The organism is Pseudomonas sp. IT-P258 (assembly GCF_949767825.1).
Classification (GTDB): Bacteria; Pseudomonadota; Gammaproteobacteria; order Pseudomonadales; family Pseudomonadaceae; genus Aquipseudomonas; species Aquipseudomonas monachiensis.
In genome coordinates this window covers 234616-260480 of sequence record NZ_CATKPU010000109.1, presented here as the reverse complement: position 1 = coordinate 260480, position 25865 = coordinate 234616, and the positions used below count along the sequence as shown (strand labels likewise).

Below are 25865 nucleotides of genomic sequence, written 5' to 3'. Positions count from 1 at the left end.
GGAAGACTCCGGAAGGAATGTTGGTCGGTTATAAATACATGATGGTAGACCTTTATCAAGCGCGCATTGCGTTTTGGCGATGACGCGCAGTTGCACCGCAGGTCCTTGTGGGAGCGAGCTTGCTCGCGATGGCTGCGGCACATGCAACCTATTCTCCGACTGATACACCGCTATCGTCGGAACGCCGCCCGGAGCAAGCTCGCTCCCACAGGGGATATCCCACAGAGGATTTTCGTCTATCTGGTACCACCGTTCCTCACCTAAGTCTTTGCTTCTGCTCACTAATCCCCCAGAATGCCGCCCCTGTTTCGGCCGGACGCCGCCTGTCGGGTATTCCGACGCGTCCTGGCCGGGTGGCAAGTGACCGGAATGTGGAGATCCCACCGGATGAATGATCAGGCCAATAGCGTTAACGAACGCTATGTAGAAGCGACACCCGCGACGCTTTCAAGCTGGAATCGCCAGGACACCACCTGGATGCTGGGCCTTTTTGGCACGGCGATTGGTGCGGGTACCCTGTTTTTGCCGATCAACGCAGGCCTGGGCGGTTTCTGGCCGCTGCTGGTCCTGGCGTTGCTGGCATTTCCGATGACGTTCTACGCACACCGCGGGCTGACCCGCTTCGTGCTGTCCGGTCGCGAAGGCGCCGACATCACCGAAGTGGTGGAAGAGCATTTCGGCATCAAGGCCGGCGCGCTGATCACCTTGCTGTACTTCTTCGCGATTTTCCCGATCCTGCTGATCTACAGCGTGGCCCTGACCAACACGGTCGGCAGCTTCATGGAGCATCAACTGCACATCATGCCGCCACCGCGCGCCGTGCTGTCGCTGGTGCTGATCCTCGGCCTGCTGGCGGTGGTGCGTTGCGGTGAGCAATTGATCGTCAAGGCCATGAGCCTGATGGTCTATCCGTTCATCGTCGCGCTGCTGTTCCTGGCGGTGTACCTGGTTCCGCACTGGAACGGCGGCATCCTCGCCACCGCGAGCAACGTGCCGGCGCCATCGGCGCTGTTGCATACCCTGTGGCTGGCGATTCCGGTGATGGTGTTCTCGTTCAACCACTCGCCGATCATCTCGGCGTTCGCCGTGGACCAGAAGCGTCGCTACGGTGAGCACGCCGAGGAGCGTAGCTCGCAGATTCTGTCCCGCGCCCACCTGCTGATGGTGGTGATGGTGCTGTTCTTCGTCTTCAGTTGCGTGCTGACCCTGTCGCCAGCGCAACTGGCTGAAGCCAAGGCGCAGAACCTGTCGATCCTGTCGTACCTGGCCAACCACTTCAGCAATCCGACCATCGCCTTCGCGGCGCCGTTGATTGCCTTCGTGGCCATTTCCAAGTCGTTCCTGGGGCACTACATCGGCGCCAGCGAAGGCCTCAAGGGCCTGATCGTCAAGAGCGGCAAGCGTCCGTCCGCCAAGGCTCTGGACCGCATGACCGCCGCGTTCATGCTGGTGGTGTGCTGGATCGTCGCCACGCTGAACCCGAGCATTCTCGGCATGATCGAAACCCTCGGCGGCCCGGTGATCGCGGCGATCCTGTTCCTGATGCCGATGTACGCCATCCGTAAGGTGCCGGCGATGGCACGCTATCGCGGTCAGGCATCCAACGTCTTCGTGACGGCGGTGGGCCTGGTGGCGATCACGGCGTTGATCTACTCGCTGACCGCATGATCGACCGGCCTGCTCGCGCAGTGCCGGATTGACAGCTACAGTGGCCGCTGCACGTGATACGTGCAGCGGTTTTTTTTCGCCTGGAGGCACTGGATTGTCGAACGCCCCAAAGGCTAATCCCACCGAGCAACCCAACCGCTGGCAGGACCTGTTGGCCGGTTTGTCGATTGCCGGCCTGTTGCTGCCCGAAGCGGTCGCCTATTCAAGCATCGCCGCACTGGCGCCTCAGGCCGGGGTGATCGCCTTGTTTGCCGGGCTGCTGTGTTATGGCCTGTTCGGCACCAGCCGCTTTGCGATTGTCTCGGCCACTTCATCCTCCGCCGCCGTACTGGCTGCGGCGACCGCCACCCTGGCCAATGGCGACCCCGGGCTTCGCTCGACCCTGGCCTTCGGCCTGGTGCTGGTGACCGGGGTGTTTTTTTTGCTGGCCGGGATGTTCAAGCTCGGCGGCGTGACCTCGTTCATTGCCAAGCCGGTACTGCGCGGCTTTGCCTTTGGCCTGGCGCTGACCATCATCCTCAAGCAGGTCGCCAGCGTGGTCGGCGTGCATTTGACCGATGCCAATCTGGTGGGGTTTCTGCCGCAACTGCTGGAGCAATTGCCGCAATGGAACCGGACCGCAGCGGTGGTCGGTGCCGTGGCGTTGGCCCTGTTATGGCTGTTTGCGCGGTTTCGGCGTTTGCCGGGTGGTTTGTTGGTGGTGGTGATCGGCATTGCGGCAGGACAGTGGCTGGACCTGCCGGCCTATGGCGTGAAGCTGATCGGCGTGATCGACCTGAGCCTGGAGGTGCCGAAACTGCCGGTGCTGCCGTTTGCCGACTGGCTGCGTCTGGGGGAATTGGCGTTCGCCATGGTGTTGATTCTGTATGCGGAATCCTATGGCTCGATCAGTGCCTATGCGCTCAAGCATGGCGACCGCGTCAACTCGAACCGCGACCTGCTGGCGCTGGGGGCTTCCAACCTGTTGTCCGGCCTGTTCCACGGCATGCCGGCGGGCGCGGGGTATTCGGCGACGTCGGCCAATGAGGCAGCCGGTGCCACTTCGCGCCTGGCCGGTATCGTGGCGGCGCTGGTGGTGCTGGTCATTGTCCTGACGGTGCTGCCTTACATCGCCCTGACCCCGGAACCGATCCTCGCCGCCATCGTCATTCATGCCCTGGGGCGGGGCTTGAGCCTGCAGCCGCTGGGACGCTATTTCATCTGGCGCCGAGACCGCTTGCTGGTGATCTGCGCCGTGGGGGCTGTGTTGCTGCTGGGGGTGCTGGACGGTTTGCTGGTGGCGGTGGCGATCAGTGTGTTGCTGATGCTCAAGCAGATGTCGGCGGCGGATATCCAGATCCTGGGGCGCATCGATAGCGGTCACGACTTTGTCGACCTGCAGCGCCATCCAACGGCGCAAACGGTGCCGGGCGTGTTGATTGTGCGGCCGGGTGAGGCGTTGTTTTTTGCCAACGTCGAGCGGATTCTTGGCGGTGCCTTGCACTTGATCCGGCATTCGCAAACGCCGGTTCATACGGTGATCCTCAGTCTTGAGGAATCGCCCGATCTGGATGGCACCAGCATTGAGGCGTTGCAGGAGTTTTTTGTGCGGGTGCATCAGGGGGGCAAACAGCTGATTCTGGCGCGTCTGAAAGACGACGCACAAGCGGCGTTGGCGGTGTTGCCGCAGGCGGAGGTTAGTGGGGTGGTGCTGAGTGGGTTGAGTGTGGATGGGGCGGTGCAGCAGGCCCTCCAGTTGAATGCATGACCCTCTGTGTGGGCGGTGTTCAAATTGAAGGCATAAAAAAACGCCGCTCATCTCACGATGGGCGGCGTTTTTCATTGCGTTGCTACGTTAGGCTTGAACGACCGGGATGTTGGCGTTCGCAGCAGCTTCACGGAACTCGGCGATCTGGTCGAAGGACAGGTAGCGGTAGACATCGGCCGCCATGCTGTCGATCTTGCCGGCGTATTCCATGTACTCCTCGACGGTCGGCAGGCGACCCAGGATGGAAGCCACGGACGCCAGTTCAGCCGAAGCCAGGTAGACGTTCGCGCCGTCACCCAGACGGTTCGGGAAGTTACGGGTCGAAGTCGACACCACAGTCGAGTTCGGCTCTACACGTGCCTGGTTACCCATGCACAGTGAGCAACCCGGCATTTCCATGCGCGCGCCAGCCTTGCCGTAGATGCCGTAGTAGCCTTCTTCGGTCAGTTGGTGAGCGTCCATCTTGGTCGGCGGCGACAGCCACAGACGGGTTGGCAGCTGACCCTTGACCTGTTCCAGCAGCTTACCGGCAGCGCGGAAGTGACCGATGTTGGTCATGCACGAACCGATGAACACTTCGTCGATCTTCTCGCCAGCAACGCTGGAGAGCAGGCGGGCGTCGTCCGGGTCGTTTGGCGCGCAGAGCACAGGCTCCTTGATGTCGGCCAGGTCGATCTCGATGATTTCAGCGTATTCGGCGTCTTTGTCCGCTTGCAGCAGCTCAGGGTTGGCCAGCCAGGCTTCCATCGCTTGAGCGCGACGTTCAAGAGTACGTGCATCGCCGTAGCCTTCGCCGATCATCCAGCGCAGCAGGGTGATGTTGGACTGCAGGTATTCGGCAATCGACTCTTTGGACAGCTGGATGGTGCAACCGGCAGCCGAACGTTCAGCCGAGGCGTCAGACAGTTCGAACGCTTGCTCGACGGTCAGCTTAGGCAGACCTTCGATCTCCAGGATGCGACCGGAGAAGGCGTTCTTCTTGCCTTTCTTCTCTACGGTCAGCAGGCCAGCCTGGATCGCGTAGTAAGGAATGGCGTGAACCAGGTCACGCAAGGTGACGCCTGGTTGCAGTTCGCCTTTGAAGCGAACCAGGATCGACTCAGGCATGTCCAGCGGCATGACGCCGGTGGCAGCGGCGAACGCAACCAGGCCGGAACCGGCCGGGAACGAGATGCCGATCGGGAAACGGGTGTGGGAGTCACCACCGGTACCGACGGTGTCTGGCAGCAGCATGCGGTTCAGCCACGAGTGGATGATGCCGTCGCCCGGACGCAGGGAAACGCCGCCGCGGGTCATGATGAAGTCAGGCAGGGTGTGGTGGGTGGTCACGTCGATCGGCTTTGGATAAGCCGCGGTGTGGCAGAAGGACTGCATCACCAGGTCGGTCGAGAAGCCCAGGCACGCCAGGTCTTTGAGTTCGTCACGGGTCATTGGACCGGTGGTGTCCTGGGAACCGACGGTGGTCATCTTCGGTTCGCAGTAGGTGCCTGGACGCACACCAGCTACGCCGCACGCCTTGCCGACCATTTTCTGCGCCAGGGTGAAACCCTTGGTGCTTTCAGCCGGAGCTTCAGGCTTCTTGAACAGGGTCGAAGGTGGCAGACCCAGCTCGGTGCGAGCCTTCTCGGTCAGGCCACGGCCGATGATCAGCGGAATACGGCCGCCAGCACGAACTTCGTCCAACAGTACCGGAGTCTTCATTTCGAAGGTGGTCAGGACTTCGTCGGTGCCGTGCTTGCAGACTTTGCCAGCATGCGGGTACAGGTCGATCACGTCGCCCATGTGCATGTTGGAAACGTCGAATTCGATTGGCAGTGCGCCGGCATCTTCCATGGTGTTGTAGAAGATCGGAGCGATTTTGCTGCCGAAGCAGAAACCGCCGGCACGCTTGTTCGGCACGTAAGGAACGTCGTCGCCGAAGAACCACAGTACGGAGTTGGTCGCCGATTTACGCGAAGAACCGGTACCGACCACATCGCCGACGTAGGCGATAGGGAAGCCGGCGTTGCGCATTTCTTCGATCTGCTTCATCGGACCGGTGACGCCTTGTGCGTCAGGCACGATGCCGTCGCGAGCCATTTTCAGCATGGCCAGGGCGTGCAGCGGGATGTCTGGACGGGACCAGGCATCAGGCGCAGGGGACAGGTCGTCGGTGTTGGTTTCGCCGGTGACCTTGAACACGCGCAGGCTGATCTTGTCGGCCAGGGTCGGGCGCTTCACGAACCACTCGCCGTCAGCCCAGGATTGCAGCACGCCTTGGGCGTGAACGTTACCGTTCTTGGCTTTTTCAGCGACGTCGTGGAAGGCGTCGAACATCAGCAGGGTGTGCTTGAGTTCTTCAGCCGCTACTGGAGCCAGTTCGGCGTCGTCCAGCAGGTTAACCAGAGTCACGATGTTGTAGCCGCCCTGCATGGTGCCGAGCAGTTCAACAGCGCGCTTCTTGTCGATCAGGGGGGATTTGGCTTCGCCTTTGGCGATGGCGGACAGGAAGCCGGCCTTTACATAGGCAGCTTCGTCCACTCCAGGCGGAACGCGATTGGTGATCAGGTCAACGAGGAATGCTTCTTCGCCAGCCGGGGGATTTTTCAGCAGCTCGACCAGGCCTGCAGTTTGTTCGGCGTTTAGCGGCTGGGGAACGATACCCAGTGCTGCGCGCTCTTCGATATGTTTGCGGTAGGCTTCAAGCACAGTTATTACCCTCATCAGTGGTCCCAAATGGGTGTCCGGGACGCTCATCCCGAAATTGCCGTACTCATGCGCTGCATGGCGTTGTGAGCCACTTAGCCAGAATTACCGGCAATTCCTTACAGAAGCTGCTTTCAAAGTTTTACGCCTGCAGAACGGGAGCTGATGAGGGTTGGCGTTGGGCTTTTCCCCGCTGGAAAAACCCCTCGCCAACACCGCTCTGAAGGAACGACTGTGCTCGTGACGCTTTGAAAACAGCTTCTAACGGACATTGGCGCCTAAAAAGGCAGGCTGATTCTACGGCAAAAAAAAATTAAAGGTAAGTCAGTGTTTATTGGACTTTGGTGGAGGCGCTCAGCAGAGCCCGATTCTCCATGGGCCCTGAACTTTGAGGGGTGATCAATGGCCGACAAAGGGCTAACATGCGGGCCTGTTCTGCTTTCTCGCGTTTTTGCCTATCTATGCCCAATCAGACCATCAAGACCCCCTGCGTCGGCCTCTGCTCCACCGTTTACGGTGACCTGGTGTGCCGTGGCTGCAAGCGTTTCCACCACGAAGTGATCCACTGGAACGGTTACAACGAGGAAGAAAAGCGCGCGGTATGGCTGCGTCTTGAGCAGTTGCTGTCCCAGGTGATGGCCGCCAAGGTGGAAATTTTCGATCCGGCGCTGCTCAGAATGCAGCTGGAGCAACGCAAGATCCGCTTCGTGCCCCATCAGTCGGAATATTGCTGGGCCTATCAGTTGATTGCGCGAGGCGCGCGGGTGATCAACAACCTGGAAGCCTACGGGATGGTGCTGCTGCCGGAGTTTCGTGAGTGGAACCTGCCGGAATTGCGCGACGCCATTGATCGGGAATTTTTCCTGCTCTCCGAAGCCCATTACCAGCGCTACATTGCGCCGGGGTTCCTGAAAGATGCCTTTGGTGGGTAGCCCTTAAAAGCATCGCGAGCAAGCTCGCTCCCACAGGGGATCTGTATCGTTCACAAATCCTCTGTGGGAGCGAGCTTGCTCGCGATGGCGTCCGGCCAAACAGCAAAGATCTCAATGCTTGTCGGTAATCTCCTCAAGATGATCCGCCACTTCCATCGGCTTGAGCACCAGCACGTCGCTCTCGACCGAATCGAGCACCACTTCCGCCGTATTGCCGATCAGTGCCCCTGATAACCCGCTACGTGCCACGGTACCGATCACTGTCACCGCCGCCTGCAGCTTGTGCACCATGAACGGAATCAACACGTCCGCCGGGCCTTCCTCGATGTGCAGGTGATCATCGTCGATGTCGAATTCCGCCTGGAACGCCTTGCACTGTTCGCGATAGCGCGCCTGGATGGTTTCGCTGAGTTGAAACGTCGGGTCGGCCGCCGACAGCATGGGCGACGGGTGGGCGCTGATCACGTGCAAGTGGGCCTTGGCCAGGGTGGCGATGTCATAGCCATGATCAATGATGGTGTCGTGCAAGTGGCGGTGTTCGAGATCGGTGTTGCCGACGTCGACGGCTGCCAGAATCACTTTGTCTTTCCATGAACCGGCGGTTTTCACCAGCAGCACCGGAGTCGGGCAGGACCGCAACAGTTTCCAGTCCTCTGGGGTCAGCAGGGCTTTTTTCAACGGGCTGTCGGGGAAGTGCTGCTTGACCACCAGACCGCAGCCTTCGGCTTGCTGCACATCAATGATGGTTTCGTGCAGGCTCTCGTTCCAGGCCTGCTCGGTGGTGACGACGTAGCCGTCCTCCGTTAATGCGGCCTTGAGCACACCCAGCATGCCACTGTGATCATGCTTGCGGTCGCACACCAGCAGATGCAACTGTGCCTGGGTCACGCTGGCAATCAGTTTGGCCCGTTTGAGCGCCAGGCTTTCCGAGTGCTCGGGTTCGATGACCACCAGAATGCTGCGAATGGCTTGCATGTGCGGGATCTCCTGAAAATAAAAAAGCACGGCGTTGCACAACTATAGTTGCTGTCTGCGATTCGGGGACTTGATGCATATCAACGGTTGGCGACTGGTGGTCTGCGGGCAGGCCGGTATAATCGGCGCCCTTCGTTTTGAACCTATTTTTCCGTGAGCCCCATGATCCTTCCCGAAATTCACGAGTTCCTTGGCTGCCGCACCCCCGACGGCTGGATCCAGGCCGCGCTGGCCGATCAGGAAACCCTGCTGATCGACCACAAGAACTGCGAATTCAAGGCCGCGAGCACCGCGTTGAGCCTGATCGCCAAGTATCACTCTCACGTCGATCTGATCAACATGATGTCGCGCCTGGCCCGGGAAGAGCTGGTGCACCACGAACAGGTCATGCGCCTGATGAAACGGCGCAAGATCGAACTGCGCCAGCTGTCCGCCGGGCGTTACGCGTCGGGGCTGCGCAAGGTGGTACGCAGTCACGAGCCGGTGAAGCTGGTTGACACATTGGTGGTGGGCGCGTTCATCGAGGCCCGCAGTTGTGAGCGTTTCGAAGCGCTGGTGCCGCATCTGGACGAAGAACTGGGCAAGTTCTATTTCGGCTTGCTCAAGAGCGAAGCCAGGCATTTCCAGGGTTACCTGAAGCTGGCTTATCAATATGGAGACGCCAAGGACATCGCCCAGGTGATCGACAGGGTCCGCGCCGCCGAGCAGGAACTGATCGAGTCGCCGGACGTGGAATTCCGTTTTCATAGTGGTGTGCCGGCGGCGGCCTGATTATTCGGTGTTGTTCTGGCGGACGCCTTCGCGAGCAAGTCGAAGGGGCCATCAGCAACGCAGACCCAAGCGTTCATGCCACTGCGCGATGGACTCTTCGGGGTACAGATCGAACTGTAGATCTCCAGGCTGCGCCTGGACCTCTACCCACGGCGCCTTCGAACCCAGCATCAGGTGCGTGTGTTCCGGCGGCACCGGCAACGGTGTATCGATGGCCGAGGCGAACGGGTGAATCAACTCCGGCCACTGCGGACTGAACAACCACAGGCCCGAGCCGCAGACCGAGCAGAAATGCCGCTCGGCGGTGCTGCTGTGGGCGCGCTTGTCGCCTTCTTCCTTGAGTCGCGCATGGTAAATCGCGATGTGTTTGCGTCCGCGAACCTTGAGGCTGGCGGCATCGCCACCGAGGTTGATCGCATAACCGCCGCCGCCCTGGGTCTTGCGGCAGATCGAGCAGTAGCAGCGCTGGTAAGGGTAGGGGTGGACGCTGGTCAAACTGAACGACACCGCGCCGCAATGGCAGGAACCTTCGAGTTGCATGGGAGCCTCCGGCTGTCTGGAACGTACCCCGGACAGCCTAGACCGTCAGGGCTACTCGACCGGCACCAGGATCGCGTCGCCGGTCGCCACCAGTTTCAGTTGATCACCGGTTTGCGCGAACACCTGCTTCTTGCCGGCCCAGCGGTTGAGGGTTCAACATGCGCCGGGTGCGGGTGGATGTCATGGTCCATAAGGGAAGGTGATGGGCAGGTGGGTTGGTGGTGAATGGGCTGGCCCTTTCACGAGCAAGTCGAAGAACGATAACGCGGTCCCGCTGGACAGCCACCGCCAGCCAATCCAGCATGTCCCCCTCGAAACCGGGACATGACCTGATGCGACGTTTACCTTCCCTGGCCGCCCTGCGAACCTTCGAATGCGCCGCCCGCCACGCCCATTTCGGTCGGGCGGCGGCTGAGTTGTGCGTCACCGACAGCGCGGTCAGCCACCAGATTCGCCAGCTCGAAGAGCAACTCGGCGTGCCGCTGTTCGTGCGCGAGGGTCGGCAGATTCGCCCGACCCTGGCTGCCGGGCGCCTGATGCAGAGCTTGCAGCAGGCTTTCGAACTGATCGGCGATGCCTGCGATGAACTGCGCGACCCTTCATCCCTGGCGGTATTGCGTCTGGCGGTCACCGCCGAGCTTGCGCAAAAGTGGCTGATGAGCCGGCTCACGGATTTCTACGCGCGCTACCCGCACATCACCTTGCATCTGTACGAACAGCCGATCGACGCCACGGCGCCCGGAGAAGATATCGACCTGGCGATCACCTACGGCACCGGCCCGGTGGACAGCTCCGCGTATTTCGTCCGGCCGCTGCCGGCGTTGCAGTTCTTCCCGGTGTGCAGTCCCGGCCTGTTCAACCAGGGCACCTTGAAAACCCCGAAGGACCTGGCTCGCCACTGTCTGCTGCACGACGACCAGGACGGCAAGACCTGGACCGCGTGGCTCACCAGCCATGCCGGTGACCAGCGCCCCGACCGGCAACTGTATTTCGCCCACGCCGGGCTGGCACTGGAGGCCGCGGCCCAAGGGCAGGGCGTGGCCATGGGCGACAACCTCACAGCCCAGGAAGATTTGCTCAGTGGGCGGCTGGTACGGCCGTTTACGTCGAGCATGACTGCGCTGGGGCAATACGCACTGGTGTGCGAGCGGCTGCGGCTGGAGCGCCCGGCGGTGGCGCAGATGCTGGAGTGGTTCAACGATCAGTTGCTCGATTGATGAGTTAGATTCAAGTATTCCGAAATAATCATCGTTGGCGAGCCAGTCGCCAACGCCCTTAGCCTGTGGTCATTCCAATCCCCGTTGAAGAGGTTTGACCATGGCCCGCTTGCTCGACACCACTCCCAAACAGGACGGTTTCCGTCTGCCCGGCGAATTCGAAACCAAGTCCGGTTGCTGGCTCGGCTGGCCGGAGCGCACCGACGTCTGGCGCAACGGGGCCAAGCCTGCGCAGAAAGTCTGGGTGCAGATCGTCACCGCCATTTCCATGAGCGAACCGGTCACCGTCTGCGCCTCGGCGGCTCAGTTCGCCACCGCCCGTCGCCAACTGCCGCCGCAAGTGCGCGTGGTGGAAATGACCTGCAACGACACCTGGTTCCGCGACAGCGGCCCATGCTTCGTGGTCAATGACCAGAGCGGCGAAGTGCGCGGCGTCGACTTCGAATTCAACGCGTATGGTGGCCTCGATGGCGGCTTGTACTACCCGTGGGACAAGGACGACCAGATCGCGAGCAAGATCCTCGAAATCGAGCGCTTCGACCGCTATCGCGCGCCGTTGATCGCCGAACTGGGCGGTATCCAGAGCGACGGCCAGGGCAGCATCCTGACCACCGAGCAATGCCTGCTCAACCGCAACCGCAACCAGCACCTGGGCAAGGACGAAGTCACCCGTCGCCTGACCGATTACCTCGGCGCCGAGCAGGTGATCTGGCTGCCACGGGGCTGCAAGTTCGACGAAACCGACGGCCATGTCGACGACCTCGCGTGCTTCGTGCGCCCCGGTGAAGTGGTGCTGCAATGGACCGACAACCGCGACGACCCGCAGTGGGAAATCTATCAGGAGGCCTACGACATCCTGCGCAGCACCCGCGACAGTCGCGGCCGCGAATTGATCGTGCACAAGCTGCCGCAGCCGGATGTGCTGGAGTGGACCGCCGAAGAAGCCGAAGGCCTGGACCAGCAGGACAGCACCCATACCCGCCAGGCCGGGACGAAGATCTGCGCGTCGTACATCAACTACTACGCCGGCAACAGTTCGATCGTGGTGCCGCTGTTCGGTGATCGCAACGACAAGGTGGCGCTGGCGACCCTGGCCGAGCTGTTCCCGAAACACAGCATCGTCGGCATCGAAAACTCCCGGGAAATCCTTCTCGGTGGCGGCAACGTCGCGTGCATCACCATGCCGCAGTACGCCGCCCCCCACTCCAACAAGAAAGGAGCGTGACCGTGGGCCTGCACAAACTGACTCAAGCAATACTGCTGGTGCTTGCACCCCTGTGTGTGCAGGCCGCCGACACCGCCAAACCGGTGGTCAACCTGTACATCTGGGGCGAGTACCTGGCCCCGGACACCTTGAAGAATTTTGAAGCGAAAACCGGCATCCATGTGGTGGTCGACCACTTCGACTCCCTGGAAACCGTCGAGACCAAGCTGCTGACCGGTCGTAGTGGCTACGACCTGGTGCTGACGGCGGGGCAGCATCTGTCCCGGGCCATCGAGAGTGGCGCGGTGCAGCCGGTCGACAAGCAGCAACTGCCGCATTTCGCCGGGGTCGGCGAGGAGTTCCGCCAGCACATGGCGGTGTTCGATCCGGGCAACCGCCATGCCGGGATCTACGCCTGGGGCACCACGGGCGTGGGTTATCAGGAGCAGGCGGTCAAACAGCGGCTGCCCGACGCGCCGACCGACAGTTGGGCGATGCTGTTCGACCCGGCCGTGGTGTCGAAATTCGCCGATTGCGGGGTCAGCCTGCTCAACGATCCCAACGAAGTGTTTGCGGCGGTCATGAAGTACATGGGCCTGGACATCAACCGCCAGAACCTCGATGACCTGAAGCTGGCCGAGCAGCAACTGGCGAAGATTCGGCCGTACATTCGCTATTTCGACAACGACCTGAACATCAGCGACCTGGCCAACGGCAACACCTGCGTGGCGATGTCGTGGAACGGCAACGTGGCCATCGCGGCGGGCCAGGCCGAGGCGGCGGGCAAGCCGTATTCGCTCAAGTACCGCATTCCGAAGGAGGGCACGTTGATCTGGTTCGATGCCATGGTCATTCCCAAGGATGCGCCGCACCCGAAGGCCGGCCTGGCATTGATGGACTACCTGATGATCCCGCAAGTGATCGCGCCGATCACCGACACTATCCATTACGCCAATGCGATCACGGCGGCGGACGCCCTGGTCGACCCGGCGATTCGCAACGATCCGGGGACGTATCCGCCGGCGGCGGTCAGGGCTTCGCTGTACAGCAAGAATGACAATGGCAAGGCGTTCAACCGGGCGTTGATCCGGGCGTTCAGTCGGTTGAAGTCGGGGTTGTGAGGTCAAGCCGACCCCTGTAGGAGCTGCCGAAGGCTGCGATCTTTTGATTTTGTTTTTCAGGATCAAGATCAAAAGATCGCAGCCTTCGGCAGCTCCTACAGGGACCGCGATGTGGTCTAACGGTTGGGCACCCGCCACAAATACCAGGAGGCCACCGTCCGGTAGGGACTCCACGCCAACCCGATCTCGATCATCTGCTTGCGCGTCGGCTGCATCTCCAGGCCCTTGAGTCGTCGATAACCCTCGCGCACACCAAAATCATCGGCCGGCAGGATATCCGGCCGCTCCAGGCTGTAGATCAGCAGCATCTCCACGGTCCAGCGACCCACGCCGCGCAGGGTGATCAAGCGCTCGATTAGCGCTTCATCGTCCATGGCCAGCGCCGTGGCGTAATCCGGCACCACGCCGTCCAGCGACGCCTGTGCGATGCCCTGGATAGTCGCGATCTTGCTCGCGGAAAACCCGCAACTGCGCAGTCGGTCGAAATCAGTGGCGACGATCTGTTCCGGCCTGGGAAACGAACCCGAACCGAACAGCGCCAGCAACCGGCCGACAATCGCATCCCCAGCCTTGGCATGCAGTTGCTGATAGGCAATCGCCCGCACCAGCGACTCATACGGATCATGTGCCGCATGCGGCTGGTGCAGGCACGGGCCGATGGCGTCGATGTGGCGGCGCCAGTCATCATCGATGGCCGCCAGGAACGCACTGGCCGCCTGATAGCCGTCGACCATGGGCTCAGGCTTTCCCGGACGGTTGCAGCAGGGCGTTCACTTCGCCGTAGGTCAAGGCCTTCAGGTCGTGGCTATCGAACTTGCCGGTTTGCAGAAAGCTTTTGGCGATGCCGGCCATGGCACCGTAGAGGAATTCGGCGATGCCTGAACCCGCGGTCAGGCGGCGTACACCGAGTGCCTCAAGCGCTTCGGGGGACGGCAGGCCGGGGAACCCCAGCACATTCAGTGGCAGCGAGGTTCCTTGGCACAACGCCTTGATCTCGTACTCTGCAGTAACGCCGGCGGCAAACAGGCCATTGGCACCGGCGGCCTGATACAGCGCGGCGCGCCTGAGGGTTTCGGCGACGCGATCTTCGGCGGGCACCAGGCCCCGCAGGTAAACATCGGTGCGCGCATTGATAAACAGGTTCACGTTGCGCCGGTCGGCCACCTGGCGCGCGATTTCGATCTTGCGTACCAGCAACTCCGGCGGTGAGGAACCGTCTTCGATGTTGATCCCGACAGCGCCGGCGGCGATCACCGCATCAACCACCTGGGTCACCCGTTCCAGGTCATCGGAATAACCGGCCTCGATGTCCACGGTCAGCGGTACCGAAATGACCCGGGCAATCGACTCGACCGTCGAGACCAGGCGCTCAAGGGGCAGGGTGTTGCCGTCCGGATAACCATGCACCCAGGCCACTGCCGCGCTGCTGGTGGCTACGGCCTTGTTGCCCAGTTGTTCTACCAACCGCGCCCCGGCGGCATCGGCGACGTTGGTGAGGATCAGCAAACCCTCGTGATGCAGTTGGTGCAATTGATTGTCGAGCCTGTCCATCGGGTTTCCTTCCTTTTGAAAAAGTCGTGGGGATCAGAACGCCAGTTGCTCCGTGAGCTGCACCGCCGCGTTCTCCAGCCTGAGCAAAAACGCCTTGCGTGGCTGGCCTCCAGCGTAGCCGGTCAACGAGCCGTCGGCGCCGATCACCCGGTGGCAGGGCACGACAATCGATAAGCGGTTATGCCCGTTGGCCAGACCCACCGCCCGGCTGGCACCTGGCTTGCCCAGGCTCGCCGCGATGGCGCCGTAGGTGGTGGTCCGGCCGTAGGGGATCTTCGCCAGTTCGGCCCAGACCCGGCGGGAGAACTCGCTGCCGGGCATGTGCAAGGCCACGCTGAACTCAGTGAGCGTGCCGGCGAAATACGCGGACAATTGTTCTTCGATCTGCTGCAAATGCGCGTTGTGCCCCGGTGCCACGGCATAACCGAAACGGTTTTGCAGCGCTTCGACCGCTGGGTTCAGCGAGGCCTGGCCGAGAAACTCCAGCAGCACCAGTCCACGCCGCTCGGCCATGGCGATCATCGGTCCCAGCGGCGTGGTCAGGCGCGTGAACAGCAGCGGCTCGCTGTTGGCCGCGCGGCCCGGGGTGATGTGAAACGATTTCTGGAAGGCATCGCGAAATCCGCTCAGGGACTCGTAGCCCGAATCGAACGCGACGTCGTCGATGGAGTCGCCCTGTCTGATCCCGCCCAACGCCATGCCCAGGCGTCGGGCGCGCAGCCAGGCGTGGAAGGTCATGCCGAAATGCTGCTTGAACCAACGGCGCAGTTTCAGTGGTTCGATGCCTTGGGCCAGTAGTTGGGCGTCGGTCCAGCGCTGCTCCGGGTCGGCGTCTAGCGATTTGAACAGTGTCTGCACCCAGTCCGGCGCGCTGGCGGCGGTGTCCAGCGGTTTGCAGCGCAGGCAGGCGCGATAGCCCGCCGCCAGGCATTGTTCGGCGTTGGCAAAGAACTCGACATTCTCAGGCTTCGGGCTGCGGGCGGTGCAGCCGGGGCGGCAGAAGATGCCTGTGGTCTTGACCGCCGTGAAGAACACCCCCTCGTAGGAGGTGTCTCGCTCGAGCATGGCGCGAACCATCTCGGCACGGGGTGGAAGCAGCGTTTTCTGTAGGTTCATGGGCGCAGCATAGATCGCGTCATGGGCGACCTCCACCGGAGAATCGACAGTGAATTTCGCTCCTTTGATCACTGCGAGTCAATGTGGGAGCGAGCAAGCGCGCTCACATGGGGAAAATATCGACTTCAGGCGCGTCTGGCCATCAGAAGCACCGAAGCTGCCGCCGACAGTAACCCCGCACAGCAACGGTTGAACATCCGCTTGCCCGACGGCCTGGCGAACCAACGGCGCATGTGCAGGCCCATGTAGGCGTAGGCGCCGATGGCGATCCATTCCAGCACCAGAAACAGCGCGCCCAACACCACGAATTGCGGCCCGATGGCGTGGGTCGAGTCGACGAATTGCGGCAGGAACGCGGTGAAGATCAGGATGGCCTTGGGGTTGCCGGCCGCCACCAGGAACTCCTGCCGGGCCAGCGCCAGCGTGCCCACGGGGGCTGAGGCCACGACGTTTTCTACGCCCGGATCGGCGCGCCACAATTGCCAGGCGAGGTAGAACAGGTAGGCCGCGCCGAGGATCTTGATCGCGTAGAACAGCAGCTCGGAGGTTTGCAACACCACCGCCAGCCCCGCCGAGGCCAGGGCAATCATCCCGGCGAACGCCAGTAGCCGGCCGATCCCCGCCACACACGCGGTGCGGTAGCCATAGCGGGTCGAATTACTGACCGACAGCAGGTTGTTGGGGCCGGGTGCCATGTTGAGGGCGAAGCAGGCCGGCAGGAACAGGGTGAGGGTGGCGAGGTCCATGGTGGGCTCCTGTAGCAAGAGCGCTATTTTTATCACGGCTCAGCGGTGGCCAGACCCATACAGTCATGGGCGCAAACCACCGTACACAGGGCTATCTGGCGAACTTTTTCGCCCCGGCGACGCAGAGGATCACGGCGACGGTGACACCCAGCATGCCGATGCTGACATGTTCATGCAGCAGGGTGGCGGCCAGCGTCAGCCCGAAAAACGGCTGGAGCAGCTGCAATTGCCCGACGGCGGCGATGCCCCCCTGGGCCAGGCCGCGATACCAGAACACGAAACCGATCAGCATGCTGAACAGCGAGACGTAAGCCAGGCTGAACCAGGCCGGCGTGCTGATGCCGCTGAACGAGGCCGGCATGCGCATCCAGCTGAGCACCGCCACGACCGGCAGCGACAGCACCAGCGCCCAGCTGATCACCTGCCAGCCACCGAGGGTGCGCGACAGCTTCGCGCCTTCGGCATAACCCAGGCCGCAGGCGAGGATGGCCAGCAGCATCAGGATGTCGCCCTGGGGGGAAGCGGTCAGCCCCTGGGACAGGGCAAACCCGACCACCAGCAAGCTGCCCAGCACCGAGAAAATCCAGAACGCCGCCCGTGGCCGCTCGCCGCCGCGCAGGACGCCGAACACCGCTGTCGCCAGGGGCAGCAGGCCGACGAAGACGATCGAGTGCGCGGACGTCACGTATTGCAGCGCCAGCGCGGTCAACAGGGGAAAGCCGATGACCACGCCCAGGGCAACGATGAGCAGCGGTATCAGTTGCTGGCGCGCCGGGCGTTTTTCCTTGAACAGCCACAGCAGGCACAGCGCCAGGACCGCTGCGATGGTCGCGCGTGCGACGGTCAGGAACACCGGGTCAAACTCCAGCACCGCCACCCGTGTCGCCGGCAGCGAGCCGCTGAAGATCACCACGCCGATCAGGCCGTTGATCCAGCCGCTGGTGCTGTTTTCCAGCGTCCGGTGTTGCAGGTTCGAAGTCCGTTCCATTTGGCTCACGCTCATTGTCTGATTGCACGAAACTCATCCTATGAGCGACTATCGATACAATCAAAAAATTGTCATGGATACATCTCGACATGCCTCGATCCCGCTACAAAACCCTGGTGGATGCCTTTGCCGCCGACATCCGCTCCGGGCGTCTGCCGCCCGGCACGCGCCTGCCGACTCACCGGCAACTGGCCACCGAGCACGGTCTGGCGCTGGTCACCGCCAGCCGGGTGTATGCCGAGCTGGAGGGCATGGGCCTGGTCAGCGGCGAAACCGGGCGCGGTACCTTTGTCAGGGAAACCTCGCTGCCGCCGGGGCAGGGCATCTCGCAGCACGTGGTGGCGGCGGGGATGATCGACCTGAATTTCAACTACCCGTCATTGCCCGGTCAGGCCGACTTGTTGCGCATGGCCTTGCGTCAGCTGGCGTTGTCCGGGGACCTGGAATCGCTCCTGCGCTATCAGCCCCACGCGGGACGCCTGCATGAGCGGGCCTCGGTCGCGCGTCATCTGCTTGACCGCGGGCTGAGCGTGCCGGCCGAGCAGGTGTTGATCGTCAGCGGTGCCCAGCATGGCCTGGCGGTGGCGATGATGACGCTGCTCAAGCCCGGCGATGTAATTGCCGCCGATGCGTTGACCTATCCCGGTTTCAAGACCTTGGCCGAAACCCTGCATCTGGAAGTCTTGCCGATTCCGGTCACCGATACCGGGCCTGATTTGCCTGCCCTGGAAAAACTCTGCCGCAGCCGATCGGTACGGGCCGTGTACTCGATGCCGACCTTGCATAACCCGCTGGGCTGGGTGATGGATCTGGATCAGCGCGAGCAGTTGGTAGCGATTGCGCGTCGGCATGAGTTGACGATCATCGAGGACGCTGCCTACGCGTTCCTGGCCGAAGACGTACCGCCACCGCTGGCCGAGCTGGCACCGGAGAGAACGGTGTACGTGTCCGGCCTGTCGAAGAATGTCGCCACCGGGCTGCGCGTCGGTTTCATCGCCGCACCCGCGCAATGGGTCGCCGCCTTCGAGCGCACGATCATGGCGACCACCTGGAACACCCCGGGCGTGATGACCGCCATCGCCACGGCCTGGCTCGACGACGGCACCGTCAGCCAGTTGGAGGCGCAAAAACGCGCGGATGCCCGGGCCCGGCAAACCCTGGCCCGCGAGGTGCTGGCCGGGCTCAGGACCGTCAGCCACCCGAACTCTTATTTCATCTGGCTGCCGTTGGCGGAAGACGCCCGGGCCGACCAGATCGCCATGGCGCTGATGCGCGAGCAGGTGTCGGTGTCGCCGGCCGAGCCCTTTGCGATTTCGGCCTATGTACCGCACGCGATACGCCTGGCCCTGGGTTCGGTAGACATGGACTCGCTGCGTATTGCCCTGGGCAAGGTTGAAAAGATCGTTGGCTATTACTCATAGCGCTGCAGGGCAGTTTTCTTCAATACGCGAGCCGCTGGGCTCTTTACCTTGGGGCCTTGTTCAATCCGATGGAAGAAGGTGTGCAATGAATCTGATGATGTCCATGGCGGCGTTTGCGCTGGTCGCTTCCATCACGCCGGGGCCGGTCAACATTGTGGCGTTGAGCTCCGGCGCACGCTTTGGTTTCCGGGCCAGCCAGCGTCACGTGGCCGGGGCGACGCTGGGGTTTGTCTTGCTGTTGGTGCTGATGGGGTTGGGCCTGCATGAGGTGTTGCAACGCTGGCCGGCACTGACCCAGGTGGTGCAATGGGCGGGGGTGGCCTTTCTGTTGTACATGGCCTACAAGCTGGCGGCCGACAATGGGCAGGTGCAGGCCAGTGAGTCGGCCCAGTCGCCATCGATGCTGTATGGCGCCATCATGCAATGGCTCAACCCGAAGGCCTGGCTGGCCTGCGTGGCCGGCATGGGCGCGTTCGTCGCCGATGGCGAGGCGCGCCTGGTCTGGCAGTTCGCCGCGATCTATCTGGTGATCTGTTATGTGTCGGTCGGTTGCTGGGCGTATGCCGGGACGTTTTTACGCGGCTTCCTGAACAACCCGGCGGGTATGCGCCTGTTCAATCGCGCCATGGCGTTGTTGCTGGTGGTGAGTGCGGTGTATCTGGTGTTGCCGTAACGGCAGTCACCACGGTTTTGTGGCGAAGTTACAGCTTTTGTGGCGAGGGAGCTTGCTCCCGCTGGGCTGCGAAGCGGCCCCGCTTTCCTTCAGACAAATCTTGCATGCCGGTTTTGCGACGGCTTTGCCGCCGAGCGGGAGCAAGCTCCCTCGCCGCAGGTTCAACCAAATCACAGGTTCTGTAAGGCCACAGACTCATACAACGCTTCACCCCCGATACTGCCCCGGCGTAGCCGCCAGATGCTGTTTGAAGGCCCGTTGAAAATGCGCCTGATCGGCGAACCCCGCTTCCAGTGCCACGTCCGCGATCAGCTTGCCGCTGCGCAATTGATCCTGGGCGAACTGGATGCGCCGGTTCACCAGGAACGCGTGGGGCGTCATGCCGTAATGCTGTTTGAAGGCGCGGATCAGGTAGGACGGTGACAGTTGCGCCGCCTCGCATATGTCTTCGAGCCTGAGGGTTTGCGTGCAGTGGTCGCGGATGTAATCGGCTGCGCGTTCCAGCTTGAAATTGGGTTCGCGCAGCGGCGGGTTGGCCGGGTTGAGTCGTAGCTGAACCTCGGTAAAGAACTCCACGGCCACGCTGTGTTTGCGCAGCACGTCCTGCTGGGGATCGACCAGCACCTCATGCAAGCCCGCGAGGCCGGCAAACAGTTGGGCGTCCCGGGTGTGGGTCAGCGAGAAGCGGCGAAACGCCGCGTCATCGCTGAAGCCGAGCTGATGCTGCAAATCGGTCAGCCATGGCGTATCGACGTACAGCATCAGGTACGACCAGGGTTGGTCTTCGATCGGGTTGCAGGCGTGGACGTCGCCGGGGTTCATCAGCACCACCGTGCCGACGCCGACCTCGAACGCCGACTGCTCATGCAGATAAGTACTGCGCCCGGCGGTGATCGCCCCGATGGAAAAGTGCTCGTGGGCGTGCCGGGTGTAGCAGACTTCGCGCCCGTCGGCGATGGAGCGGGCTTCGATGAAGGGCAGGGCATCATCACGCCAGAAGCGCGGGGCCTTGTCGGCGTTCTTGGCAACGGCGTGCTTCATGCTCACTCCTCGGCAGGTCAGCGCCCGAGTGTATTAGCTCTCGCCGTCAAAGGCTCGTTGCAGTGTGGCGATATCGAGTTTTTTCATCTGCATCATCGCCTGCATGGCCCGCTGGGATTTCTTCGTGTCGGGGTCCTTGATCATGTCCATCATCGCGACGGGGACGATCTGCCACGACAGCCCGAACTTGTCCTTGAGCCAACCGCATTGCTGGGCTTCGGGCGCGCCACCGGCCGACAGGTTGCCCCAGTAATGATCGACTTCATCCTGTGTCAGGCAATTGACCTGAAACGAAACCGCTTCGCTGAACTTGAATAAAGGCCCGCCGTTGAGGCCGGTGAAACTCTGCCCGTCGAGCTCGAAGCTGACGGTCATGACCGAACCCACGGGCCGGCCGTGGAACTCGAATCCGGCGTGGCCGTAATGGGTGATGGCAGTGATTTTCGAGTGGTCGAAGATCGAGCAATAGAATTTCGCCGCCTCTTCGGCCTGATCGTCGAACCACAGGCAGGGCGTGAGTTTTTGTACGCGTAGCATGGCGCCAGCTCCTCTGCAGGTAACGCATGTTCCGGACTTTCAGCGTAGTCAGCCTCTGGTCGTCTGGCCGTACCGTAGATCGAGAAAATTGCCGCAGGGTAGCGTGACGGTAGTCAAAATGACTTTAAGTGGAGTCAAACAGACTATTTTTGCCGTGGGTCGTTATGACTCGTATATGCGCAAGTGCCTGGATTTAAAGGGGCAAAAAGCTGGCACGGGACTTGAAGAGGTAAAGGTGCAACTGAACGCCTTCAGGAGTACGCACAATGTTCAACTTCTTCAGCAACCCTCGGAACGTTCTTCAATGGTCGAGCCGTATGCTCGGCGCGTATCGCCTGAGCCAGTTCCCGGCTCGAGTGGTGGCTTGATGCGTCGGCTTGCCGTTGCACCAGTCTTCAGCCTGGGCTTTCGCCCCTTCTTTCTGGCGGGGGCCGGGTTCGCGGCCCTCGCCATCGCGATCTGGGCCTTGTGGCTGTACGGCCGCTTGCCCGGTGCGCAGCCGGTGGGCGGCATGCTCGCCTGGCACCGACATGAAATGCCTTTCGGATTTGCCACGGCCATCATTGCCGGGTTCCTGCTCACGGCGGTGCCCAACTGGACCGGCCGGCCAGGGCTCAAGGGTTGGCCGCTGATCGGCCTGGTGCTGGTGTGGCTGCTGGCACGGCTGGCCTGGTGCCTGCCGATACCTGCGCCCTGGCTGCTGGCCTTGCAGGTTCCGTTTCTGCCGTTGCTGGCGTGGGCGTTGGGGCGCGATCTGCTGGCGGCGGGCAAACGCGAGAATTATCCGATTCTGTTGATGGTGACGCTGCTGGCCGGGTGTCAGGCGTTGACGTTGCTGGGGCTCGCCCTTGAAGACGCCAATCTGCAACGTCATGGCGTGCTGGCTGCCTTGTGGCTGGTGGGCGCGCTGATGAGCGTGATCGGCGGACGGGTGATTCCGTTTTTTATCCCGCGCGGCTTGAACCGTCCCGCAACGCCTGCTGCCCATCCATTGCCGGGCAAGGTGTTGCTGATCAGCGCCATGCTGGCAGCGGTGTCCTTTGCCGTCGGTTTGAATGACGTCCCACGGGTGTGGCTGGCGCTGATGTTTGCGTTGATCAGCGGTTTGCATCTGCTGCGATTGTGGCGCTGGCATGATCGCGGCCTGTGGCGCGTGCCGCTGCTGTGGTCGCTGTACCTGGCTTACGCCTGGCTAGCGGTGGCGACGCTGGCCATGGCGCTGTGGCACCTGGGCTGGATGCCGCAACAAAGCCTGGCCACCCATGCGCTGGCCGTCGGCGGCATCGGCGGGCTGGTTCTGGCGATGATCGCCCGGGTCAGCCTGGGGCATACCGGGCGCTTGTTGCAGCCGTCCAAAGCGATCGTCGCGGGGTTTTCCCTGTTGCTGCTGGCGGGTGTACTTCGAGTGTGGTTGGTGCCGTTTTCCAGTCATGGCCTGGCGCTGTCGGCGTTGCTGTGGTGTAGCGCTTTCGGTGTTTTTGTCTGGCGCTACACCGGCATTTTATTGGGGCCGAGGCTCTAGCCAAGACCTTCAGGGCCGCCTTTCGAGGCGGCTTTTTCATGACCGGTGGTCGATGCGCCACGGCCTGCCGGCAAATTTGCGCTTAGCTGAAGGGATAGCCTGAGGCGCGCGCAGGTTTTACAAGGCCGCAGCGACGCCCCTTCAGATCACCCTGAGTCTGAGGAACTGCGCCATGCTGACCCTGAACATCAATGGCCAGGATCAGGAGCTGGATGTCCCCGCCGACATGCCGCTGCTCTGGGTCTTGCGCGATGTTGCCCACCTCACCGGCACCAAGTTCGGCTGTGGCATCGCCCAATGCGGGGCTTGCACCGTACACGTCGATGGCGCGCCGCTGCGCTCGTGCATCACACCGGCCACGGCCGTGGCCCATGGGCAAAAAATTCTCACCATCGAAGGCCTTTCCGCGGACGGCTCGCACCCGGTGCAACAGGCCTGGGCGGAGCTTGACGTGGTTCAGTGTGGTTACTGCCAGTCCGGGCAGATCATGTCGGCGGCGGCATTGCTGGCGAAGATTCCGAAGCCAACCGACAACGACATCGATCAGGCGCTGTCCGGCAACATCTGCCGTTGCGGCACTTACCCGCGGATCCGTGCGGCGGTCAAACGCGCCGCCGAGCTGGGTTGAGGTGGCCATGAACATCATCAATGCATTATCCCGTCGTGGTTTTCTCAAGGGCAGTGCCGTGCTGGGCGGTGGACTGGTGGTCGCGTTTGCCATGCCCGGTGCGCACCGTTTCGCCATGGGCGCGGAGAACCAGGGCAACGTGTTTGCGCCCAACGCCTTCCTGCGCATTGGCAACGACAACAGTGTCACCGTGTTGCTCGGCCACTCGGAAATGGGCCAGGGCATCTGGACCGGCCTGACCATGCTGATCGCTGAAGAACTGGACGCCGACTGGACGAAAATCCGCGTCGAGCATTCCCCGGCCTCGGCCGCCGACTACGGCCTGCCAGGCTTTGGCGGGATGCAAATCACCGGCGGCTCGACGTCCACCTGGATGGAGTTCGACCGCTATCGCCAGGCCGGCGCGGCGGCGCGCTTGATGTTGATCGAAGCGGCGGCCAAGCGTTTCAACGTCGCGCCATCCGAGATTCATACCGAATCGGGGGTGGTTATTGCCGGTGAACACCGTGCCACCTATGGCGAATTGGCCGATGACGCCGGGCAGTTGCCACGGCCAGATCCGGCTTCGATCAAGCTCAAGGACGCGAAAGACTGGCGGCTGATCGGCAAGCCCACCAAGCGTCTGGACACACCGGAAAAAATCACTGGCCGTGCGAAATTCGGCATGGACGTGCAGTTTGACGGGCTGATGACTGCGATGGTCGCCCGCTCACCCACCTTCGGCGGCAGCGTCAAATCCTTTGAGGGCGCCGAAGCGCTGGCGATTCCGGGGGTGCACAAAGTGGTGCAAGTACCGACGGGTATTGCGGTGATTGCCGATCATTTCTGGGCGGCGAAGCTGGGGCGCGATGCGCTGAAAATCGAGTGGGATCCGGGACCGAACGCCGGGCTCAATAGCCAGGCGCTGCTGGAAAGCTTCCGCAAACTCGCCACCACCTCAGGCACCAACGCCGGTCAGGCGGGGGATACCCAGGCTGCGCTGGCGAAAGCGACCAGGAGGATCGACGTTGAATACAGTGTGCCGTATCTGGCCCACGCGCCGATGGAACCGCTGAACTGCACGGTGAGCATTACCCAGGACAAATGCGAAATCTGGACCGGCACCCAGTTCCAGACCCTGGACCAGATAGTCGCCGGGAAAATCACCGGTCTCAAACCGGAACAGGTGGTGATCCATACCGAGTTTCTCGGCGGCGGCTTCGGGCGCCGGGCCAATCCGACGTCGGATTTCGTCAGTGAAGCGGTGTATGTCGCCAAGGCCGCCGGTGCGCCGGTGAAAACCGTGTGGGCGCGGGAGGACGACATCCGGGGCGGCTATTACCGCTCGGCGTTCCTGCACCATGCGCTTATCGGGGTGGGCGCCGACGGTCTGCCACTGGCCTGGAAACATGTGATGGTCGGACAGTCGATCATGGCCGGGACCTCGCTTGAAGCGACCATGGTCAAGGACGGGATCGACAAGACCTCCGTCGAAGGCGTGGCCGACAGCCCTTACTTCGAAGGACTGGCCAATCACCAGATCGAACTGCACTCCCCGCAAACCGGCATCAGCGTGTTGTGGCTGCGTTCGGTGGGGCACACCCATACCGCGTTTGTCATGGAGTCGCTGATCGATGAGCTGGCCACGGCGGCCGGCAAGGATCCGGTGGAATATCGGCGCACCTTGCTCAAGGACCATCCGCGCCACCTCGGTGTGCTGAACCTCGCGGTGGAGAAGGCCAACTGGACGGCGCCACTGCCGGACGGCCACGCCCTGGGTGTGGCGGTGCATGAGTCGTTCGGCAGCTACGTGGCCCAGGTGGCCGAGGTGTCCCAGGACAACCTCGCCATCCGCGTGCACCGGGTGGTCTGTGCGGTGGACTGCGGTATTGCGGTCAATCCGCAGAGCATCGCCGCGCAGATGGAGTCGTGCATTACCTTTGGCCTGAGCTTCGCCTTGCACAGCAAGCTGACGCTCAAGGACGGGCAGGTGGTGCAGTCCAACTATCACGACTATCAGGTGCTGCGGCTCAACGAAATGCCTGTGGTCGAAGTGCATATCGTGCCCAGCAGCGACAAACCCGGGGGTATCGGCGAGGCCGGTGTGCCACCCATGGCGCCGGCGGTGGCCAACGCGGTGTTTGCCTTGACCGGGCAGCGCCTGCGGGAGCTGCCCTTGCAGCTGTCGGGGGTGTGAGATGAAACGACATCACTGGTTGCTTGGGACGGTGATCCTGATCGTTCTCGTCGCCTACGCCTCCCACGTGTTCGCCGATGACCGCGAGGCCTTGCAGGCGTTCGATACTGTGCAGAAGGTCTTCCAGAGCCCCCGTTGCCAGAACTGCCACATTCCCGGGGAATCGCCGCTGCAATTCGATGCCGGCGTTCCCCATGCCATGAATGTCGTGCGGGGCATGGACGGCAAGGGCTCGGCCGGGTTGCCTTGTGCCACATGTCATGCCGAAAGCAATCCACCGGCCAGTTACGGACCTCACGCGCCACCGGGTGCGCCGCACTGGAGTTTGCCTGCGGCCGCGCACCGCATGGCCTGGATCGGCCTGCCCGCCGACCGGCTGTGCGCGATGATCAAGGATCGCTCCAGCAACGGCGATCGGGATTTTGCCGCGCTGATCAAGCACGTCAGCGACGACAAGCTGGTGCTGTGGGGCTGGAACCCCGGCGGCAATCGCGCGCCGGTGCCGGTTCCTCACGATATTTTCGTCACCCGGTTCAAGCGCTGGGCCGATGCGGGAGGACCGTGTCCGGTGGCGGGTAGCTGACCAGCGGCACGCTTACAGGGAGT

The 25865-nt window shown here is 62.2% G+C and carries 23 protein-coding genes; 13 read left to right on the top strand and 10 right to left on the bottom strand.

The window, feature by feature from the left end; translation table 11 throughout:
• Nucleotides 1-387: 387 nt before the first annotated feature.
• Both ACM6G4_RS28535 and ACM6G4_RS28530 read left to right on the top strand, forming a co-directional pair.
• On the top strand, nucleotides 388-1668 hold the full coding sequence (locus ACM6G4_RS28535; RefSeq protein WP_223542585.1) for a serine/threonine transporter: 1281 nt from the start codon (nucleotides 388-390) through the stop codon (nucleotides 1666-1668).
• A gap of 94 nt (nucleotides 1669-1762) precedes the next feature.
• Nucleotides 1763-3415: a SulP family inorganic anion transporter gene (locus tag ACM6G4_RS28530; protein WP_409078780.1), complete on the top strand. Its 1653-nt coding sequence runs from the start codon at nucleotides 1763-1765 to the stop codon at nucleotides 3413-3415.
• Between the two features lie 87 nt (nucleotides 3416-3502).
• On the opposite strand, the gene acnB is transcribed toward ACM6G4_RS28530, so the two are convergent.
• Entirely contained in the window at nucleotides 3503-6103 is a 2601-nt protein-coding gene (acnB, locus tag ACM6G4_RS28525) for a bifunctional aconitate hydratase 2/2-methylisocitrate dehydratase (RefSeq protein WP_056727708.1), read from the bottom strand.
• Between the two features lie 458 nt (nucleotides 6104-6561).
• On the opposite strand from acnB, the gene ACM6G4_RS28520 reads away from it, so the two are divergent.
• Nucleotides 6562-7032 carry a DUF1289 domain-containing protein gene (locus ACM6G4_RS28520; protein WP_056727706.1) on the top strand — a complete coding sequence of 157 codons (471 nt, stop codon included), beginning with the start codon at nucleotides 6562-6564 and terminating at the stop codon, nucleotides 7030-7032.
• 111 nt (nucleotides 7033-7143) lie between these two features.
• Here the strand turns inward: ACM6G4_RS28520 and ACM6G4_RS28515 are convergent, their stop codons facing one another.
• Nucleotides 7144-8007: a universal stress protein gene (locus ACM6G4_RS28515; protein WP_056727703.1), complete on the bottom strand. Its 864-nt coding sequence runs from the start codon at nucleotides 8005-8007 to the stop codon at nucleotides 7144-7146.
• A gap of 162 nt (nucleotides 8008-8169) precedes the next feature.
• On the opposite strand from ACM6G4_RS28515, the gene ACM6G4_RS28510 reads away from it, so the two are divergent.
• A complete protein-coding gene (locus tag ACM6G4_RS28510) occupies nucleotides 8170-8778 on the top strand; it encodes a tRNA-(ms[2]io[6]A)-hydroxylase (RefSeq protein WP_223542583.1) in 609 nt (202 codons plus the stop codon).
• A gap of 51 nt (nucleotides 8779-8829) precedes the next feature.
• On the opposite strand, the gene ACM6G4_RS28505 is transcribed toward ACM6G4_RS28510, so the two are convergent.
• The gene (locus ACM6G4_RS28505; protein ID WP_223542582.1) at nucleotides 8830-9318 is read right to left on the bottom strand and encodes a GFA family protein; all 489 of its coding nucleotides are present in this window, start codon (nucleotides 9316-9318) and stop codon (nucleotides 8830-8832) included.
• Nucleotides 9319-9650: 332 nt separating this feature from the next.
• On the opposite strand from ACM6G4_RS28505, the gene ACM6G4_RS28500 reads away from it, so the two are divergent.
• From ACM6G4_RS28500 to ACM6G4_RS28490, 3 genes are all read left to right on the top strand, one after another.
• Nucleotides 9651-10535 carry a LysR substrate-binding domain-containing protein gene (locus ACM6G4_RS28500; protein ID WP_223441856.1) on the top strand — a complete coding sequence of 295 codons (885 nt, stop codon included), beginning with the start codon at nucleotides 9651-9653 and terminating at the stop codon, nucleotides 10533-10535.
• Between the two features lie 100 nt (nucleotides 10536-10635).
• Entirely contained in the window at nucleotides 10636-11760 is a 1125-nt protein-coding gene (aguA, locus tag ACM6G4_RS28495; RefSeq protein ID WP_223542581.1) for an agmatine deiminase, read from the top strand.
• Nucleotides 11761-11762: 2 nt separating this feature from the next.
• Nucleotides 11763-12860: an extracellular solute-binding protein gene (locus tag ACM6G4_RS28490; RefSeq protein ID WP_056727692.1), complete on the top strand. Its 1098-nt coding sequence runs from the start codon at nucleotides 11763-11765 to the stop codon at nucleotides 12858-12860.
• Nucleotides 12861-12976: 116 nt separating this feature from the next.
• Here ACM6G4_RS28490 and ACM6G4_RS28485 read toward each other — a convergent pair whose 3' ends face one another.
• The 5 genes from ACM6G4_RS28485 to ACM6G4_RS28465 form a co-directional block, all read right to left on the bottom strand.
• Entirely contained in the window at nucleotides 12977-13594 is a 618-nt protein-coding gene (locus ACM6G4_RS28485) for a DNA-3-methyladenine glycosylase family protein (RefSeq protein ID WP_409078782.1), read from the bottom strand.
• A 4-nt stretch (nucleotides 13595-13598) separates the two neighbouring features.
• The gene (locus ACM6G4_RS28480; RefSeq protein ID WP_056727689.1) at nucleotides 13599-14411 is read right to left on the bottom strand and encodes an isocitrate lyase/PEP mutase family protein; all 813 of its coding nucleotides are present in this window, start codon (nucleotides 14409-14411) and stop codon (nucleotides 13599-13601) included.
• 33 nt (nucleotides 14412-14444) lie between these two features.
• Entirely contained in the window at nucleotides 14445-15527 is a 1083-nt protein-coding gene (locus ACM6G4_RS28475; protein ID WP_056728092.1) for a bifunctional transcriptional activator/DNA repair enzyme AdaA, read from the bottom strand.
• 125 nt (nucleotides 15528-15652) lie between these two features.
• Entirely contained in the window at nucleotides 15653-16273 is a 621-nt protein-coding gene (locus tag ACM6G4_RS28470; protein WP_056727687.1) for a LysE family translocator, read from the bottom strand.
• A gap of 91 nt (nucleotides 16274-16364) precedes the next feature.
• The gene (locus tag ACM6G4_RS28465; RefSeq protein WP_414915102.1) at nucleotides 16365-17261 is read right to left on the bottom strand and encodes a DMT family transporter; all 897 of its coding nucleotides are present in this window, start codon (nucleotides 17259-17261) and stop codon (nucleotides 16365-16367) included.
• Between the two features lie 89 nt (nucleotides 17262-17350).
• Here ACM6G4_RS28465 and ACM6G4_RS28460 point away from each other — a divergent pair, with 89 nt between their 5' ends.
• Both ACM6G4_RS28460 and ACM6G4_RS28455 read left to right on the top strand, forming a co-directional pair.
• On the top strand, nucleotides 17351-18682 hold the full coding sequence (locus tag ACM6G4_RS28460) for a PLP-dependent aminotransferase family protein (protein ID WP_409078784.1): 1332 nt from the start codon (nucleotides 17351-17353) through the stop codon (nucleotides 18680-18682).
• Between the two features lie 85 nt (nucleotides 18683-18767).
• Nucleotides 18768-19355, top strand: a complete 588-nt coding sequence (locus tag ACM6G4_RS28455; protein WP_409078785.1) for a LysE family translocator — start codon at nucleotides 18768-18770, stop codon at nucleotides 19353-19355.
• A 207-nt stretch (nucleotides 19356-19562) separates the two neighbouring features.
• Here ACM6G4_RS28455 and ACM6G4_RS28450 read toward each other — a convergent pair whose 3' ends face one another.
• Both ACM6G4_RS28450 and ACM6G4_RS28445 read right to left on the bottom strand, forming a co-directional pair.
• Nucleotides 19563-20396, bottom strand: a complete 834-nt coding sequence (locus tag ACM6G4_RS28450; RefSeq protein WP_223542575.1) for a helix-turn-helix transcriptional regulator — start codon at nucleotides 20394-20396, stop codon at nucleotides 19563-19565.
• A gap of 33 nt (nucleotides 20397-20429) precedes the next feature.
• Nucleotides 20430-20933, bottom strand: a complete 504-nt coding sequence (locus ACM6G4_RS28445) for a VOC family protein (RefSeq protein WP_056727670.1) — start codon at nucleotides 20931-20933, stop codon at nucleotides 20430-20432.
• A 367-nt stretch (nucleotides 20934-21300) separates the two neighbouring features.
• Here ACM6G4_RS28445 and ACM6G4_RS28440 point away from each other — a divergent pair, with 367 nt between their 5' ends.
• From ACM6G4_RS28440 to ACM6G4_RS28425, 4 genes are all read left to right on the top strand, one after another.
• Nucleotides 21301-22455 (top strand): NnrS family protein, encoded by a 1155-nt coding sequence (locus ACM6G4_RS28440; RefSeq protein WP_414915101.1) that lies wholly within the window; start codon nucleotides 21301-21303, stop codon nucleotides 22453-22455.
• 172 nt (nucleotides 22456-22627) lie between these two features.
• Entirely contained in the window at nucleotides 22628-23083 is a 456-nt protein-coding gene (locus ACM6G4_RS28435; protein WP_056727666.1) for a (2Fe-2S)-binding protein, read from the top strand.
• Between the two features lie 7 nt (nucleotides 23084-23090).
• Nucleotides 23091-25259: a xanthine dehydrogenase family protein molybdopterin-binding subunit gene (locus ACM6G4_RS28430; RefSeq protein ID WP_223542573.1), complete on the top strand. Its 2169-nt coding sequence runs from the start codon at nucleotides 23091-23093 to the stop codon at nucleotides 25257-25259.
• A 1-nt stretch (nucleotide 25260) separates the two neighbouring features.
• Nucleotides 25261-25842, top strand: coding sequence for a hypothetical protein (locus ACM6G4_RS28425; protein ID WP_414915100.1), 582 nt, complete (start codon nucleotides 25261-25263; stop codon nucleotides 25840-25842).
• The last annotated feature ends 23 nt before the right edge of the window (nucleotides 25843-25865 follow it).